This is a genomic window from Streptomyces luomodiensis (assembly GCF_031679605.1).
Taxonomy (GTDB): domain Bacteria; phylum Actinomycetota; class Actinomycetes; order Streptomycetales; family Streptomycetaceae; genus Streptomyces; species Streptomyces luomodiensis.
On record NZ_CP117522.1, the window covers coordinates 6004760 to 6020046 of the forward strand.

Sequence of the window (15287 nt, forward strand, 5' to 3'; positions counted from 1 at the left end):
GGTCTCCGGCGGGGTGAAGGCGCTCAGCTGGCGCGCGAGTGGCGGGGGCGGCTGAGCTCGGGCTCGATGTGCAGGGCCAGGTACTGACCCGCGTGCTCGGCGAGGAGATCGAGGACGTGACGGATGTCGCTGACCGAGGTCTCCGGGTTGAGCAGGGTGAATTTCAGATGGTGACGGCCGTCGACGACCGTTCCGGCGACGACCGCCGCACCGGAGGCGGCCAGCGCCTCGCGGGCGTGCAGATTGGCGCGGTCGACGAGGTCCGGGTCGCAGGGCCCGTCGGACGGCGGGACGTAGCGGAAGACGAGCGTGGACAGCTGGGGCTGGGTGACGACCTCGTAGCGCGGATCGGTGTCCAGCAGCGCCCATGCCTCGGCGGCCCGGTCCACCACCTCGTCGAAGAGCGCCCCGACGGCGTCCGCGCCCATGATCCGCAGCGTCAGCCACAGCTTGAGCGCGTCGAAGCGGCGGGTGGTCTGGATGGACTTGTCGACCTGGTTGGGGATGAGGTTCCGGACGCTGCGCTCGGGGTTGAGGTAGTCGGCGTGGTACGTGGCGTGGCTGAGCGTGGCGCGGTCGCGGACCAGGACGGCGCTGGAGCTGACCGGCTGGAAGAAGGACTTGTGGTAGTCCACGGTCACCGAGTCGGCGCGCTCGATGCCGTCGAGCAGCCCGCGGCGGGTCGGGGAGACCAGCAGCCCGCAGCCGTACGCGGCGTCCACGTGCAGCCAGGCACCGTGCCGGGCGCACAGCTCGGCGATCTCGGGCAGCGGGTCGATGGAGCCGAAGTCGGTGGTGCCGGCGGTGGCCACCACGGCCATGACGATCAGGCCCTCGCGACGGCAGCGGTCCAGCTCATGGGCGAGGGCGACGGTCCGCATCCGGCGGTCCTGGTCGCAGGGGACCGGGATGACGGCCTCGTAGCCGAGCCCCAGGATGGCGGCGGCCTTCTGGATGGAGAAGTGGCTGGCCTGGGAGGTGAGGATGCGCAGCCGCGGCAGGATCGCGGATTTGGCGATCGTCCGGCCGGCCGCGGTGGCCTCCTTCTCCACCAGCGTGCACGCCTCGTCGCGGGCGAGCAGCATGGCCTGGAGATTGGACTGGGTGCCACCGCTGGTGAAGATGCCGTCCGCGGCCTCGCCGAGCCCGATCCGCTCGGCGGTCCAGTCGATCAGCCGGCGCTCGATCAGGGTGCCGCCGGCGCTCTGGTCCCAGGTGTCCAGGGAGGAGTTGACGGCGGACAGGACCGCCTCGCCCAGCAGCGCGGGGATCACCACGGGGCAGTTGAGGTGGGCGAGATAGCGCGGATGGTGGAAGTAGACGGCGTCCTTGAGGTAGACGCTCTCCAGCTCCCTCAGCGCGGCGTCCGGATCGCCCAGCGGCCGGTCCAGGTCGATAGCGGAGATCTCGGGGGCCAGCTCGGCGGGGGTGATACCGGTGAAGGGGCGCTCGACTCGGGCGACGGTGGAGGCCACCAGGCCGACGCCGTCGGTCACGGAGCGCCGATAACGCTCCGCCGTACGGTCGTTGAAGAGGTGGGCCCTGCCATCCGCCGCCCCGGGTATCGGCTCCGGCGACGGGTCCTCAGCGGTCTGCGCGAGGAAACTCACGGTCTGTCCCTTCTGGAAATGTGCATGCGGGCGGGCGGCTTCGCGGGCATGCGGCTGGTGGGGGAGAGGGGGTGGTCAAGCGGCTGACGGCCTGGTGGCGTGCGGCGACGCTGGACGCGGCGGCGGGGCGCGCGGGGGCACGCGGGGGCGCCACCCGAGCGGTCGGCCGCCCGTCGTCCAGTCGTCGGTGTCGTCAGGGGAGGAAAGGGAGAGGGAGAGAGAAGGGAGGAAGGAGGGGCGCGGGGATCAGTCTTCGGCCTTCGGGCGGGCGCCCGATACGGCTTCCTCGACAAGCTGTTCCTCACAGGCGCCCAGGCGCCAGTAGCCGGTGAAGGTCACGGCCTTGCGGTCGAAGCCGCGTTCGCGCACCAGATGGCGGCGCATCTCCTTGACGGTTCCGGCCTCGCCCGCGATCCAGGCGTACGGCGTGCCGGAGGGCAGTCCGGTGGCGCGTACGGCGTCCACGAGCGGGGCGGAACGCGGGGTGCCGGGGCTGACGGTGTTCCGGACCAGCCAGGTGATCTCGGCGTTCGCCGCGGTGCGCAGCTCCTGGATGTCCTGGGCGTGCTGGACCTCGAGCCACACCTTGGCGGGCAGGCCGGCCGGCAGCCATTCGAGGATGCCCGCGATGGCGGGCAGCGCGGTCTCGTCGCCGCTGATCAGCACCCAGTCGGTGCCGGGCGGTGGCCGGAAGTCGATGCCGCCGTTGTCCTCCACGACCGGGCCCAGCAGGGTGACGCGGTCGCCGGCCTCGGCGCGCGCGGCCCAGCGGGCGGCCGGGCCGCCGTCGTGGTGCAGCGCGAAGTCCACGTCGATCTCGTCCGGGTCGCGGCGCTGCCCGCGCACGGTGTACGAGCGCATGATGCCGCGTACGGCCGGGTCCATCGCCCGCCAGACGGGGAACCAGCTCTCCCCGGCCTCGACCGGCACCACCGGGGCGGTCTGGCCCGGGTGCGGCAGGAAGAGTTTGATGCGCTGGTCGCGGCCTCCGCTGACGAAGTCCTTGAGACAGCCGCCGCCGAAGGTGATCCGCGCCATGGACGGCCCGAGCGAGCGGGTGCGTACGACCCGCGCGTCGAAGAAGCGGTACGGAACGGCGGTGGTGGGCGTGGTGGTGGGGGCTGCGATGGTGGCGGTGGTCATGGGAGGAGGGTCTTCCCTTCGCTTGCCGTGGGGAGGCCGGGTCAGCGTGGTCGACTGACCGTTCAGCTGACCTTCTTGGCGTCCTGGATGGCCTTGGTGAGGGACTCGACGAGGGGGGCGGCACCGGCGTACGAGAAGCGCGGCTCGCTGCTCCAGGGGGTGATCTGGTCGGCCTTGACCGCCGGGAGCTTGGACCAGGTCGGTTTGGCGGTCAGGTCCTTGGGCTGGAGGGTCGCCGTACGGTTGTCGAGGAAGAGCACATCGGCGTCGTACTTGTCGGCGTTCTCCCAGCTGAGGCTCTCGAAGTAGCCGCCCTTGTCGGTGTTGTCGGGGACGACGAAGTCGACGCCCAGCTCGCTGAAGTAGATCAGGTCGGTGTTGATCTTCGGGTCGGAGACGTAGAAGAGGTCGGCGCTGGCGGAGCAGGCCATGACCTTGATCTTGTGCGACTTGACGGTTTTGCGCAGCGTCTCCGCCGCCTTCTCGAACCGTGCCTTGGCGGCGGTGACCTTCTTGGCCTTCGGGTCGGCGCCGAGCGCCTCGGCCAGTTCGGCGTAGCGCTTGATGGGCTCGAGCATGGAGATCCGGCCGGTTTTGATGGCGAGGCTGGGGGCCAGCTGGAGGATCTTCTCCTTGCTGTCGTCCGGGAGGTAGAAGAGCGCACCCGGGTCGTACATGTTGGTGATCAGCAGATCGGGGTTGAGCGAGGCGTACTTCTCGACGTTGAACTGGCCCCAGGTGTTGCCGAGGGAGGTCGCCTGGTCGACGGGGAAGTCGCCCGCCTGGACGTCCGGCTTGCCGTTCTTCAGCGTGGTCGGCCCGAAGACGCCGGTGATCTGCTTCTCGACGCCGAAGTCGTAGAGGGCGGCCGCCGCGCCGATGTAGGCGACGATGTGCTGGGGGCGGCCGTCGAGGCTGATCTTCTTCTTGCGGTCATCGGTGAAGGACCAGGAGCCGCCGCCGTCATCGCTCCCGGAGCCCGAGCCCTTGTCGTCGCCGCAGGCGGTGAGCAGGGCTCCGAGTCCGATGGCACCCCCCGCGGTGAGCAGACCGCGGCGGGAGAGGGGGAGGGCTCTGGCCTGGCGCATGAAGGTGCTCTCTCTCGATGCATACGGGGGCATGGCCACGGGACGGCGACCCGAGGACGTAGTTAGGTTAGCCTAACCAACCCGTTTGTCCAGGGGGCGGGGGCGTTCCGAACCTCACATCGAGAAGTTCACGCGGTGGTTCAGCGCGGATTCACAGGCCCAACACACATAGGCCCAACACACATAGGCCCAACACGCATAGGCCCAACGCTCATAGGTCCAGCACCAGTCGGGAGCCGCGGCAGCGGGAGACGCAGATCATCATCGTCTCGCCCGTAGCGCGTTCCTCATCGGTGAGCACCGAGTCCCGGTGGTCCACCTCCCCTTCGACGACATCGGTCTCACAGGTTCCACACGTGCCCTCCTCGCAGGAGTACAAAACCGGCACCCCCGCCGCCTCGACCGTGCGCAGCACGCTGCGCTCCGGCTGCACGGTGAGGGTCAGTCCGGAGCGGGTGAGCACCAACTCGAACGCGCCGCCCGCCGGTTCGGTCTCCGCGTCGGTACGGGGGGAGGGCTGGAAGCGCTCGGTGCGCAGGGCGCCGTCCGGCCAGTCGCGGCACGCCTCCTCGGCGGCCTGGAGCAGCGGTTCGGGACCGCAGCAGTAGACGAGGGTGCCGGGGCCGGACCGGGCGGTGAGATACGGCGCGAGGTCCAGCAGCCCCTCCTCGTCCTGCGGCACCAGGCGCACCTTGTCGCCGTGGCGGGCGGCGAGCTGGTCCGCGAAGGCCATCGAGGCGCGGGTGCGCCCGCCGTACAGCAGCGTCCAGTCGGCGCCCGCGGCCTCGGCGGCGGCCGTCATGGGGAGCAGCGGCGTGATCCCGATGCCGCCCGCGATGAACAGATAGCGGGCCGCCGGACGCAGCGCGAAGTGGTTGCGCGGCCCGCGCACCCGCACCTCGGTCCCCTCGGCGAGGGTGTCGTGCACCCGGGCGGAGCCGCCGCGCCCGGCGGGTGCGCGGAGCACCGCGATCCGCCAGGAGGCGCGGTCGGCTGGGTCGCCGCACAGCGAGTACTGCCGGGTCAGGCCCGTGTCGAGGATGAGGTCGAGATGGGCGCCGGGCTCCCAGGCGGGGAGTTCACGGCCCGTCGGATGGCGCAGCGTGAGCGCCACCACGTCCGACGCCACCTCGTCCCTACGGGCCACCACCAGGGTGTCCGCGTATTCGCCGCCGGGCTTCATGGCGTCCTTCCCTTCTCGTCGTGGCTGGTGGAGTCGTGGCCGGTGGGGTGGTGGCTGGTGGGGTGGTGACCGGTGGAGTCGTGGCCGGTGGGGTGGGCGAGCATCCAGCCCCACAGTTCGACCGGGTCCTCGGCGGTGCGCTCGGCGCCGCAGTGGCAGATCCCGTGCAGCACATCGGTGCCGGGCAGCCAGTCGATCCGGTACACCTCGGCCGTGGGCGCGCCGGTCATCGTTCCGCCACGGCGGCGGACCGCGCGGTGCCGGTGGGCTCCTCGCCCGCCGCGGCGAGGCGGGCGAGGATGCGGCGCGCGGCCAGGCCGCCGGTGTCGATGTTGATGCTGAGCTCCTGATAGCCCGCGCGCTCGGTGTCCAGGGCCTGCTGAAGCTGGTTCAGCGCCGCCACGTCCTGGAGCACCACCGTCCGGTTGAAGTCATGGAGGAAGGTGGTCACCTCCTCGTCGTCCTGTGCGAAGTCCCGTGAGACGGCCCAGAAGTCGTACACATGGCGGTCGGTGGACGGGGTGATGGCGTAGGTGATCTCCACATGGAAGGCGTTCGGATCGGAGCCGTCCGGTTCCGGCACCACCCCGACCGGGGCGATCCGGCTGTGCAGCAGATACAGACAGGGCGCGTGGTACTCGATGTCCTGCCAGCGGGTGATACGGCCGTCGATCCCGGTGGAGCGGGCGTAGAAGGGCGGACACTCGGCGTCGTCCATGTGGCGGCTGACCCGTACGACGCCCGCGCCCTCGTCGACCTCCGTGGTGATCGGGGTCTCGGCGACCTCGGGGGTGCCGATGTAGCCGCCGTGCAGATAGGTCTCGTGGGACAGATCCATCAGATTGTCGACGAGCAGGCCGTAGTCGGCGTCGATCGGCTCCATGCCACCCACGGTCGTCCAGCGCGGATCGGCCAGCCAGGGCGCGCGCGGCACCGAACGGGCGTCGGCGAGCTCCGGGTCGCCGATCCACACCCACACCAGCGAGTCCTGTTCGACGACGGGGTAGGAGCGGACCCGGGCGGTGCGCGGGACGCGCTTCTGGCCCGGTACGAACACGCAGGTGCCGCCGGTGTCGTAGGTGAAGCCGTGGTAGCCGCAGACGACCGTGTCACCGTCCAGACGGCCGGCGGTGAGCGGATAGCGGCGGTGCACACAGCGGTCGGCGAGCGCGACGACCCTGTCGTCGGACTCGGTGCGGTAGAAGGCGATGGGCTCGTTCAGGATGGTGCGCCCCAGCAGCTCACGGCCGATCTCGCGGCCGTAGGCGGCGACGTACCACTGGTTCCTCGCGAAGGCGGTCATGCGTGCCAGCGTGGTGACGCCCGTCACGCATGGGCAACGGCCCTTCCGCTGAGTGGAAGGGCCGCTGAGCCGAAGGGCCGCTGGGCGGACGGGCCGCGCGGGGTGGTGTCGGCGCCGGGGCGCCGGGCGGGGCGGGTCAGCCGCCGAACTGCCAGAAGACGGAGTGGTTCAGCGTCAGCAGGACGATGAGCAGGACCACGTCCGCGATGCCGAGCGTGATGCCGAGCAGCGCCCGGCCCTTGCGGGCGGTCTCCCGGGCGATCGCGAGCGTCCCCAGGACGATCGCGCAGGGCCCGAAGACCGCGTTGAAGAGCAGCAGGCCGATCAGGCCGAGCACGAAGGAGGCGACGGCCATGCCGTCGGCGTCCCTGCGCGCCCTGGCCGGTGAGATGCGGGACGGTGCGGTGAGTGCCATGGGTGACTCAGCTCCCCTTGTGCCCGATGCGTTCGCGGATGAAGAAGATGAGCAGCCAGGCGCCGATGACGCCCGCTGCGGCCAGGAAGAGGGGGAGCGGGGTGTGCGCCGCCGCCCCCAGCAGGACCCCCATCAGGGCGAGTGCCGCGACGATGAAGAGCATCTGTGCCTCTCTCGAAGTGACGATCCGGATGCGGTTGGCGTGCGAGTGGTCGTGTCGTGCGGTGAACGGTCGGTCGCTCGTGATTCGGTGAACAGTTGGAATCACAAGTGTTCACTGAGTTCTAGAGTACCCCGCCGGGGCCTGGAAAAAATCAGCGAACAGCTGTTTACTGAATGATATGAGTCACACGCCCGGGGTCCGGCAGGCCCAGAAGGAGAAGACCCGGCGCGCCCTGATGGACGCGGCGTTGCGGCTGCTGGAGGACCAGAGCCTGAGCAGCCTGGGGCTGCGGGAGGTCACCCGGGCGGTGGGGGTGGCGCCGGCCGCCTTCTACCGGCACTTCCGGGATCTGAGCGATCTCGGTGTCGCGCTGGTCGAGGAGTGCCTGGGCAGTCTGCACCACATGATCCGCGCGATACTCGCCGGTCAGGACGGTGACGAGGAGCGGATCGACGCCACCGTCGAGGCGGTCGCCGAGCATGTCCGCCGCTATCCCGCCCATATCCGCTTCATCGCGCGTGAGCGGCACGGCGGGGTGCGTGCCGTACGGGAGGCCATCGCCGCCGAGCTGGACCGGTTCGCCGACGAGGTGGCCGCCGCCTTCGTCCCGCAGCTCTCGCCGGAGAGCTGGCCGCCGGAGGATGTCCGGATGCTCGCGGAGCTGTATGTGGACCACATGGTGATGACGGCGACGGCGTTCCTGGAGGCCCAGGCGGGTCACGGGGAGGCCCAGGCGGGTCACGGGGAGGCCCAGGCGGGTCACGGGGAGGCCCAGGCGGGTCACGGGGAGGCCCAAGCGGATCATGGGGAGGCTCGAGCGGATCAGGGGGAGGTCCAGGCGCGTCAGGAGGATGCCCGGTCCGGCCGTGCGGAGGACGAGCGGCGGGTGGCCGACACCGCGCGCAAACAGCTGCTGCTGATCAGCCTCGGGCGCCGCCACTGGCGCGACGGGTGATCTCCACGAGGTAGTCACCGGCCGCGTCCTGGCCGGTCACGCGGACGCGCACCCGTATGCCGTTCGCCTCCGCGCCGAAGGTCTCGCCGGGTGCGTAGGGCGCGTCGCTGAGTCCGGGGTGGACATTGCGTTCCCGGGTGCAGCCGTGGCCGTGCGGGGTGGAGTCCATGACGGTGATGGGGCCGCCGCCGGAGTCGACCCCGGTGTCCACCCGGGAGATCAGCACACCCGGCTTGCATATGCCCTCGTCGTTGCCGCCGTCTGCCCGCGCCTCGATCGCGTAGCCGGTGGTCGGCGAGACGGGGACGAAGACGAGTTTGGTCCCCTCCGGCCCGCCCAGCGGGGACAGGGAGTGCGCGAAGACCCCGGAGCGGGCGGCGCAGGCGATCTGTCGCGGGCCGAGCCAGCCGAGCTTCCACTTGTGCCAGGCCATCAGGTCGTTGCCGGCGCCCCAGTCCTCGGACATCACGTCCCAGTGGCCGGCCTTGTCGCCGCCGTCCCGGGTGTAGAGGTCGGGCAGCCCGAAGACGTGGCCGTTCTCATGCGGCAGGACGCGGAAGCCGGTGTGGCGCAGCGAGCCGGAGCCGTCGTCCTGGCGGCTGTAGACGAACGAGACGTTGGCCAGCGGAACGCCGTCGGCGGTCGGGGCCTGCTGGTTGGCGGCGTAGGTGACGGACAGTACGGCATGTGCGGCGGGCGGCCCCGCGTTCGGAGTGACCAGGACGTTCACCAGGTCGTAGCGGCGGAAGTCCACCTTGGGGTCGGCGGCCTCGGCGATGTCGGCGACCAGTTTGCGATAGCCCGGATCGAAGGGGCTGCCGCGTTTGATGCCGTACGCGCGGAACGAGCGCGGCATCCGCAGCCAGTGGGTGATCGGCATCTCGGGGCGGTAGTCCAGCCGTCCGTACGAGCTCTGCGCGAACCACCGGGTGGTCTGGGGGAAGAACTCCTCGAACCGCTGGCGGGCGGTGCCCTGGCCGTGGACGTCCGGGAAGTCGATCATGAGGTTGAGGGCGTGGACCGTGCCGGTGCTGCGGCTGTAGCCGCGGCCGGTGGGGATGCCTTCGGACATCTGCAGCCCCGGCCCGGGGCCGAGGGCGCAGGGGGTGAGCGAGCCGAGGGCCGGTCGCGCGGAGGGCGCCGGGGCCAGCTCGGGGGGTGCGGGGGGTCCGGGACGCGGAGTCGCCGCCGGGGTGACCACCGCCACCGTGAGTACGGCGGCAGTGGCGAACGCGCCGCCTCGGCGGGGCCGGCGTATTCGTATGCGGGAGCGGGTGGTCCCATGCGTCTGGTTCATTGCCGACCACGGTGTGCCGACGCGGGCCGGGGCGCCCGTGGGGGGCCGCCGGGCGGGGGAATCAGCTGCTCCGTCGGGGTGATGGAGGGCGCCGGACAGGTGTGAGGCAGGTCACCTGCGGACGCAGAAATTCCGGGGAGTGATTCCCCGTTTAACCGAGTGATCGCGCAAACGGGGACTGAATCCCCGGAAAGTTGAACTTCGTCACTTCGCGCCTCATACCTCGTAGCTCATGCCTCGAGGCCGGGGACCTGGCAGCGCCGCCGAGTCACCGGAGAAACCGTGCGCGCGGATGCCGTACGTACGCAGAAAGGAGTGCTGTCATGACCGCCGATACGACGACCGCGAAGTCCGCACAGCCCCGGCTGCGCGCGGACGCCCTGCGCAATCGGGAGCGCATCGTCGCGGCCGCCCGTGAGGCGATCGTCGAGTACGGGGCGCACAGCCCCCTCGATGAAATCGCTCGACGGGCGGGAGTCGGCAATGCCACTATCTACCGGCACTTCACGGACCGCCGTGAGCTGATCCACCATGTGGCGCTCTCGGTGATGTCCCGCGCCGCCGACCAGGCCGAAACCGCCCTGGCCGAGGAGGCCGACGCCTTCTCGGCGCTGGGGCGCTTCGTCCACGCCGCGGCGGACGAGCGCATCGGCGCGCTGTGCCTTCTGCTCTCCGACGGCATCGACAAGGAGCACCCTGATCTCATCGCCGCCCGCGACCGTCTGACCGCCGAGGTCGAGGCCCTGATGGGGGCCGCGCGAGCCGAGGGGCAACTGCGCGCCGACATCGGTGTCGGAGATCTCATGGTCGCGCTCAACCAGCTCACCCGGCCGCTGCCCGGCAGTGTCTGTGTGAACTTCGACGTCTTCGTGCACCGGCATCTGCAGCTGTTCCTGGACGGTCTGCGGGCCCCGGCGCGCTCCGAACTACCCGGTAAATCCGTGACCTTGGAGGATCTCCAGCGGCGGCCGTGACGTAGATCGCACTCGGCGGCTTCCGTACCACCGCTTATTCCACGCGCGTTCACAAGTCTTCTGTACGTGTGTACGTGCGTTGTCGTCTCTCGCTACCTGTTACCCAACGTCTTGAGCCGGTCCGATGACGACCGGCCACACTCGTCCCATTTATCACTCTCCGCACCGCTAGGTAGGCCCATCCATGCCTGAAACGGCTTCATACGTGGACCCCAGACGCTGGAAAGCGCTGATATTCATCGCTCTGGCCCAGCTGATGGTCGTGCTCGACGCGACCATCGTGAACATCGCGCTGCCCAGCGCCCAGGCCGATCTCGGCATCTCCGACGGCAACCGGCAGTGGGTCATCACGGCCTACGCCCTCGCCTTCGGCGGACTGCTGCTGTTCGGTGGCCGGATCGCCGACCTGTGGGGTCGTAAGCAGACCTTCCTCGTCGGTCTCCTCGGCTTCGCGGCCGCCTCGGCCATCGGCGGTGCCGCGCTGAACACCGGCATGCTGCTGGGCGCGCGTGCGTTGCAGGGTGTGTTCGGCGCGCTGCTCGCCCCCTCGGCGCTCTCGCTGCTCGCGGTGATGTTCACCGACCCCAAGGAGCGCGCCAAGGCGTTCGGCGTCTTCGGTGCCATCGCGGGTGGTGGCGGTGCCGTCGGCCTGATCCTCGGCGGTGTGCTCACCGAGTACATGGACTGGCGCTGGACCTTCTTCGTGAACATCCCGTTCGCCGTCATCGCCGCGGTCGGCGCGATCGCCGTGATCCGCGAGCCGGTGGAGAGCCGCAACTCGTCCCGGCTGGACATCCCCGGTGTGCTCCTGGCCACCTCGGGTCTGGTCGCGCTGGTCTACGGCTTCACCCGCGCCGAGTCCGACGGCTGGTCCGCGGGTCCGACCGTCGGTCTGTTCATCGCCGCGGCCGTGCTGCTGATCGCCTTCGTGGCCGTCGAGTCGCGGGTGAGGGCTCCGCTGCTGCCGCTGCGTGTGGTCGCCGACCGGAACCGGGCCGGTGTCTACGCCTCGCTGGGTCTGGCCGTCATCGGGATGTTCGGCCTATTCCTCTTCCTCACCTACTACATGCAGGTCGTCAAGGGATTCAGCCCGGTCAAGACCGGTTTCGCCTTCCTGCCGATGGTCGCGGGCATGATCACCGGCTCGACGCAGATCGGCGCCCGGCTGATGACCCGGGTCCCGGCGCGGCTGCTGATGGGTCCGGGCTTCCTGGTCGCCTCGGTCGGCATGCTGCTGCTGACCCGGATCGACCTGGACACCTCGTACCCGGCGCTGATCCTGCCCGGGTTCCTGCTGCTCGGCCTCGGTATGGGTACCGCGTTCATGCCGGCGATGAGCCTGGCCACGCACGGCGTCGAACCGCGTGACGCGGGTGTCGCCTCGGCCATGGTCAACACCTCGCAGCAGGTGGGCGGCGCCATCGGCACCGCGCTGCTGAACACCATCGCGGCGAGCGCCACCACCGACTACGCCAGGTCGCATATGGCGGCGGCCCCTTCGCGCAAGGCGCTGGAGCTCCAGTCGATGGTGCACGGCTACACCACCGCCATCTGGTGGGCGGTCGGCATCCTGGCGCTGGCCGCGGTGCTGGCCATCACGCTGGTCAACGCCGGCCGGCAGGACGGCGGCGGCGCGGTCGCGGGCTCCGGGGACGGGGCGGCGGAGGACGTCGTTCCGGTCCTGGCGCACTGACGCCGGGAACGATGGGCGAAGCCCCGCTCCCTCTGGATTCCAGGGAGCGGGGCTTCCGCTTGAATGCCGGGATGCCGGGATGCCGGGATGCCGGGGCGGCGTCGGCGCGGCCAGGGCGGGACCTGGGGTCGTCAGCGCCTGGGGTCGTCAGCGCCTGGGGTCGTCAGTGCAGCCAGGGCCCGGCCCCAGGGCGTCAGCGCAGCCAGGGGAGGTCGGCGCCCTCCGGCTGAAGACCGTCCGCGATGATCCGGCATATCTCGCCGAACTGCTCGACCTGCTCGGGGGAGAGCCGGTCGAAGATGGCCAGCCGTACGGCGGAGACATGACCGGGAGCGGTCTTCCGCAGCACCTCGAACCCCTCGTCGGTCAGGACCGCGTTCTGCCCGCGCTTGTCGTCGGGGCAGTCCTCGCGCCGGACCCAGCCGTCCTTCTCCATCCGGGCGATGGCATGGGACAGCCGAGAGCGGGTGATCTTGGCGACCTGGGCCAGTTCGGTCATCCGCATCCGGTGGCGAGGCGCCCAGGAGAGCGCCACGAGCAGCCCGTAATAGACATGAGGCATGCCCGCGTCGCGCTGTAGCTGGCGGTCGAGGTGATCCTCCAGCAGCATGCTGGCGTGCCTGTACGCCAGCCAGCTGCGCTGCTCGTCATCGGTCAGCCAACGCGGCGCGTCGGCGTCTGCGGGGGTTTTCATGGCGTCGTCCACGCGTCCATTCTAGGTATTGCTCTTTGAATTTTAAACAAGTGTGCGGTACAGTTGGCATGCTGATTGCTTGATACTTCAAGTAGATTGTCGAGCTCCGCACTGCCGAGGAGTCTTCATGTCCGCGCTCGACGGGCGCATGCCCGCCCTCTACCTCAGCCATGGTGCTCCGCCGCTCGCCGACGATCCGGTCTGGCCCGGACAGCTCGCCGCCTGGGCCGCGGGCCTGCCCCGGCCCAAGGCCATTCTCATGATCTCCGCCCACTGGGAGGAGGCGCCCCTGGCCATCGGGGCCACCCGACAGGTGCCGCTGGTCTATGACTTCTGGGGCTTCCCCCAGCACTACTACCAGGTGCGGTACGCCGCCCCCGGCGCCCCCGAGCTGGCCGAGCGGATCCGCAAGACGCTGCGCACGGCGGGCACCCCCGTCCAGGACATCCCCGACCGGGGGCTTGACCACGGCGCGTATGTGCCGCTGGTCGAGATGTATCCGGAGGCCGACATCCCGGTCCTCCAGGTGTCGATGCCGACCCTCGATCCGCGGAAGCTGATGGAGATCGGACGGAAGCTGGGGCCGCTGCGGGACGAGGGCGTGCTGATCGTCGGCAGCGGCTTCTTCACCCACAACCTGGCCGCACTGCGGCACTCGGGCCCGACGCCGCCCGGCTGGTCGACCGAGTTCGACGACTGGGGGCAGCGGGCCCTGGACGCCCAGGACGTCGACGCGCTGCTGGACTTCGAGCACGCGGCGCCGGCGGGGCAGCTCGCCCATCCGCGTACCGAACACTTCGCGCCGCTGTTCGTCACGCTGGGCGCGGCGGAGGGGGAGCTGGGCAGCCAGCGGAGCGTGATCGACGGCTTCTGGATGGGGCTGGCCAAGCGGTCGCTCCAGTTCGGCTGAGCCGGTACGGGCGGGTCGGCCGGGGCGGTACGGGCGGGTCCACCGGGGTCCAACCGGGGGACCCGCTCGGGCCGTTGTGGTCGTTGTCGTTGTCGTCAGAGCGCCGGGTCGATCATCGCGCAGGCGCGCAGCGCGGCGGTCAGGGCCGTCGCGTCCGTTCCCCCGCCGACGTCGAGGGCGGTGTCCGTCAGCTTGATGGCGTGCTCGTCGCCGTGTGCGGCGGCGCGGGCGAAGACCTCCTCGGGGGTGATGCCCGCCGCGGACGGCAGCCGCCCGGCCGGGCCTGCCGGGTCGGCCGGGAGCGACTCGGGCGGCGCGTACACCGCCGTGACCGCGGCGCTCGCCGCCCACGCCGCGTCCAGACTCGGCGCCCACAGCTCACGGGGCAGCGCGGGCAGGACGCGCAGTACGGCATTGGGCGCGGTCGCGGCGTGGGCCAGCATGACCGGTTCGCCGTGGCCGTGGGTGGCGTAGCGGTGCGTCGCGGCCCGTACCAGCTCGGCCAGCCGCCGGCGCGCCTCCTCGGGCCGCTCGGCGAGGCCGGGGGCGGGCAGGGCGGGCGGCCAGGCCGGGAAGGCGGTGAGCCGGGGCAGCCGCTCCCGTATGCCCCCGCTCTGGTCCGCGATCGGCTCCACGGCGGCCAGCGCGTCGGCCGCCGAGCCGGAGCCGGGGCCCGGCCGCTGCCCGAGCGGCGGCAGCGGGGCGTGGCGGGCGGCCCAGTAGCCGAGGGCGTGGGCCAGCTCGGCGGTGCGGGGCGCGGTCGTACCCTCCGGGTCGTCCAGCAGGGTCCGTACGGCGTGGCCGACCCGGATCACCGGATGCGTCGCGCCGCCGGCGATGCCCGGCAGCAGCCGCGGCCACCACACGGCGAGCACGTCCCGCCAGGGGCGGTCGGCCAGTTCCCGGTCGAAGTAGGCGGGCCAGTCGGCGAGACGGCGTGGATCGCCGAGCGCCTCGCGCCAGTTCTCCTCGGTGATCCGGGCGTACGAGCCCGGCATCTCCTCCAGCTTGTCGCGATAGCGGTCCAGCCACCGGTGCACGACGCGCCCGTGACCGTGGCGTACGAGCGCCTCCACGGCCATCGGCGCGTGATTGCTCAGCCATCCCCGATGCTCGGGCCCGGCGGCATGCAGTCGCTCGAGGGCCTCGTCGAGGGTTCCACTCGTGTCCTCCGTCATGGCCTCACGCTAGGGACGGCGGGGGCGGCCCCGGAACGGACCGCGGACGGAAGCGTGGGGGGACCGTCGACCTAAGCCACACAGGGGGAGCACTAAGCCGGAGGCCGCGGTTTCCACACGTGGAAGACGTAGTACGACATGGCCGCCATCGCGAGCCCCGACCCGAGCCCGATCCCCGCGGACCGGAGGACCGAGCCTCCGCTCACGGAGTGCAGGAAGCCGAGCGCGCAGCCGAGGACCGCCCCGTACAGCATGGCCCGGATCTCCGGCATCACGCCCGGCGTCCTCCTGCCGAGCGCGTAGCAGAGCGCCCCGAGCACGACCGCCGACACCACGCCGAGGACGGCGGCCGCGGGGATGCTGGAGCCCTGGTTGTGGTCCACGAACATCACCCAGCCGCCGAAGAGCACGGCCAGCACGGCCGGCACGCCCCAGGAGGCGGAGGGGTGGAGCGGGAGGTGGAGCCGCGGATGGCCGGGGTGGCTCACCGGGGCCGTGGGGGCGTTCATGACCGGACCTCCTCGTCGCCGCGTCCTCGCCCTGACCCGTCACTCTCCAGCGCACACCCGTGTCGGGGGGCGGGCAACCCGGGCCGAGGGGGTACCCGGGCAACCAGGGGGCCGCGAGATTCGTCTTGAAGGACGGGAGAGGGGTGAGCGAGCCGTCGGAACGCGGCTGAGC

General features: G+C 71.0%; 16 protein-coding genes. 4 read left to right on the top strand and 12 right to left on the bottom strand.

What is annotated here, in order from left to right:
* Positions 1 to 23: 23 nt before the first annotated feature.
* The 8 genes from PS467_RS25185 to PS467_RS25220 all read right to left on the bottom strand — a co-directional run bounded on the left by PS467_RS25185 (position 24) and on the right by PS467_RS25220 (position 6905).
* Positions 24 to 1610: a pyridoxal phosphate-dependent decarboxylase family protein gene (locus PS467_RS25185; protein WP_311037144.1), complete on the bottom strand. Its 1587-nt coding sequence runs from the start codon at positions 1608 to 1610 to the stop codon at positions 24 to 26.
* A gap of 246 nt (positions 1611 to 1856) precedes the next feature.
* Entirely contained in the window at positions 1857 to 2753 is an 897-nt protein-coding gene (locus tag PS467_RS25190; protein ID WP_311037145.1) for a siderophore-interacting protein, read from the bottom strand.
* A gap of 62 nt (positions 2754 to 2815) precedes the next feature.
* Positions 2816 to 3841: an ABC transporter substrate-binding protein gene (locus tag PS467_RS25195; RefSeq protein WP_311037146.1), complete on the bottom strand. Its 1026-nt coding sequence runs from the start codon at positions 3839 to 3841 to the stop codon at positions 2816 to 2818.
* A gap of 211 nt (positions 3842 to 4052) precedes the next feature.
* Positions 4053 to 5024 (bottom strand): PDR/VanB family oxidoreductase, encoded by a 972-nt coding sequence (locus PS467_RS25200; RefSeq protein WP_311037147.1) that lies wholly within the window; start codon positions 5022 to 5024, stop codon positions 4053 to 4055.
* Positions 5021 to 5254 carry a hypothetical protein gene (locus tag PS467_RS25205; RefSeq protein WP_311037148.1) on the bottom strand — a complete coding sequence of 78 codons (234 nt, stop codon included), beginning with the start codon at positions 5252 to 5254 and terminating at the stop codon, positions 5021 to 5023. The genes PS467_RS25200 and PS467_RS25205 overlap by 4 nt, the downstream gene beginning before the upstream one ends.
* Positions 5251 to 6327, bottom strand: a complete 1077-nt coding sequence (locus tag PS467_RS25210; RefSeq protein WP_311037149.1) for an aromatic ring-hydroxylating dioxygenase subunit alpha — start codon at positions 6325 to 6327, stop codon at positions 5251 to 5253. The genes PS467_RS25205 and PS467_RS25210 overlap by 4 nt, the downstream gene beginning before the upstream one ends.
* A gap of 136 nt (positions 6328 to 6463) precedes the next feature.
* Positions 6464 to 6742: a DUF4190 domain-containing protein gene (locus PS467_RS25215; RefSeq protein WP_268973964.1), complete on the bottom strand. Its 279-nt coding sequence runs from the start codon at positions 6740 to 6742 to the stop codon at positions 6464 to 6466.
* Between the two features lie 7 nt (positions 6743 to 6749).
* Entirely contained in the window at positions 6750 to 6905 is a 156-nt protein-coding gene (locus PS467_RS25220) for a hypothetical protein (RefSeq protein ID WP_268973965.1), read from the bottom strand.
* 178 nt (positions 6906 to 7083) lie between these two features.
* Here PS467_RS25220 and PS467_RS25225 point away from each other — a divergent pair, with 178 nt between their 5' ends.
* The gene (locus PS467_RS25225) at positions 7084 to 7860 is read left to right on the top strand and encodes a TetR family transcriptional regulator (protein ID WP_311037150.1); all 777 of its coding nucleotides are present in this window, start codon (positions 7084 to 7086) and stop codon (positions 7858 to 7860) included.
* Here the strand turns inward: PS467_RS25225 and PS467_RS25230 are convergent.
* Complete coding sequence (locus PS467_RS25230) at positions 7826 to 9157, bottom strand: M6 family metalloprotease domain-containing protein (protein ID WP_311037151.1); 1332 nt, start codon at positions 9155 to 9157, stop codon at positions 7826 to 7828. The two genes, PS467_RS25225 and PS467_RS25230, sit on opposite strands and share 35 nt — an antisense overlap.
* A gap of 323 nt (positions 9158 to 9480) precedes the next feature.
* On the opposite strand from PS467_RS25230, the gene PS467_RS25235 reads away from it, so the two are divergent.
* Positions 9481 to 10131, top strand: a complete 651-nt coding sequence (locus tag PS467_RS25235; protein ID WP_311037152.1) for a TetR/AcrR family transcriptional regulator — start codon at positions 9481 to 9483, stop codon at positions 10129 to 10131.
* A gap of 184 nt (positions 10132 to 10315) precedes the next feature.
* Positions 10316 to 11824, top strand: a complete 1509-nt coding sequence (locus PS467_RS25240; protein ID WP_311037153.1) for an MFS transporter — start codon at positions 10316 to 10318, stop codon at positions 11822 to 11824.
* A 193-nt stretch (positions 11825 to 12017) separates the two neighbouring features.
* Here the strand turns inward: PS467_RS25240 and PS467_RS25245 are convergent, their stop codons facing one another.
* The gene (locus PS467_RS25245; protein ID WP_268977093.1) at positions 12018 to 12518 is read right to left on the bottom strand and encodes a MarR family winged helix-turn-helix transcriptional regulator; all 501 of its coding nucleotides are present in this window, start codon (positions 12516 to 12518) and stop codon (positions 12018 to 12020) included.
* Positions 12519 to 12645: 127 nt separating this feature from the next.
* Here PS467_RS25245 and PS467_RS25250 point away from each other — a divergent pair, with 127 nt between their 5' ends.
* Positions 12646 to 13428 carry a dioxygenase family protein gene (locus PS467_RS25250; RefSeq protein WP_311037154.1) on the top strand — a complete coding sequence of 261 codons (783 nt, stop codon included), beginning with the start codon at positions 12646 to 12648 and terminating at the stop codon, positions 13426 to 13428.
* A gap of 95 nt (positions 13429 to 13523) precedes the next feature.
* Here PS467_RS25250 and PS467_RS25255 read toward each other — a convergent pair whose 3' ends face one another.
* Positions 13524 to 14606: a questin oxidase family protein gene (locus tag PS467_RS25255; RefSeq protein ID WP_311037155.1), complete on the bottom strand. Its 1083-nt coding sequence runs from the start codon at positions 14604 to 14606 to the stop codon at positions 13524 to 13526.
* A 92-nt stretch (positions 14607 to 14698) separates the two neighbouring features.
* Positions 14699 to 15115 carry a hypothetical protein gene (locus PS467_RS25260; protein ID WP_268973972.1) on the bottom strand — a complete coding sequence of 139 codons (417 nt, stop codon included), beginning with the start codon at positions 15113 to 15115 and terminating at the stop codon, positions 14699 to 14701.
* Positions 15116 to 15287 lie beyond the last annotated feature (172 nt).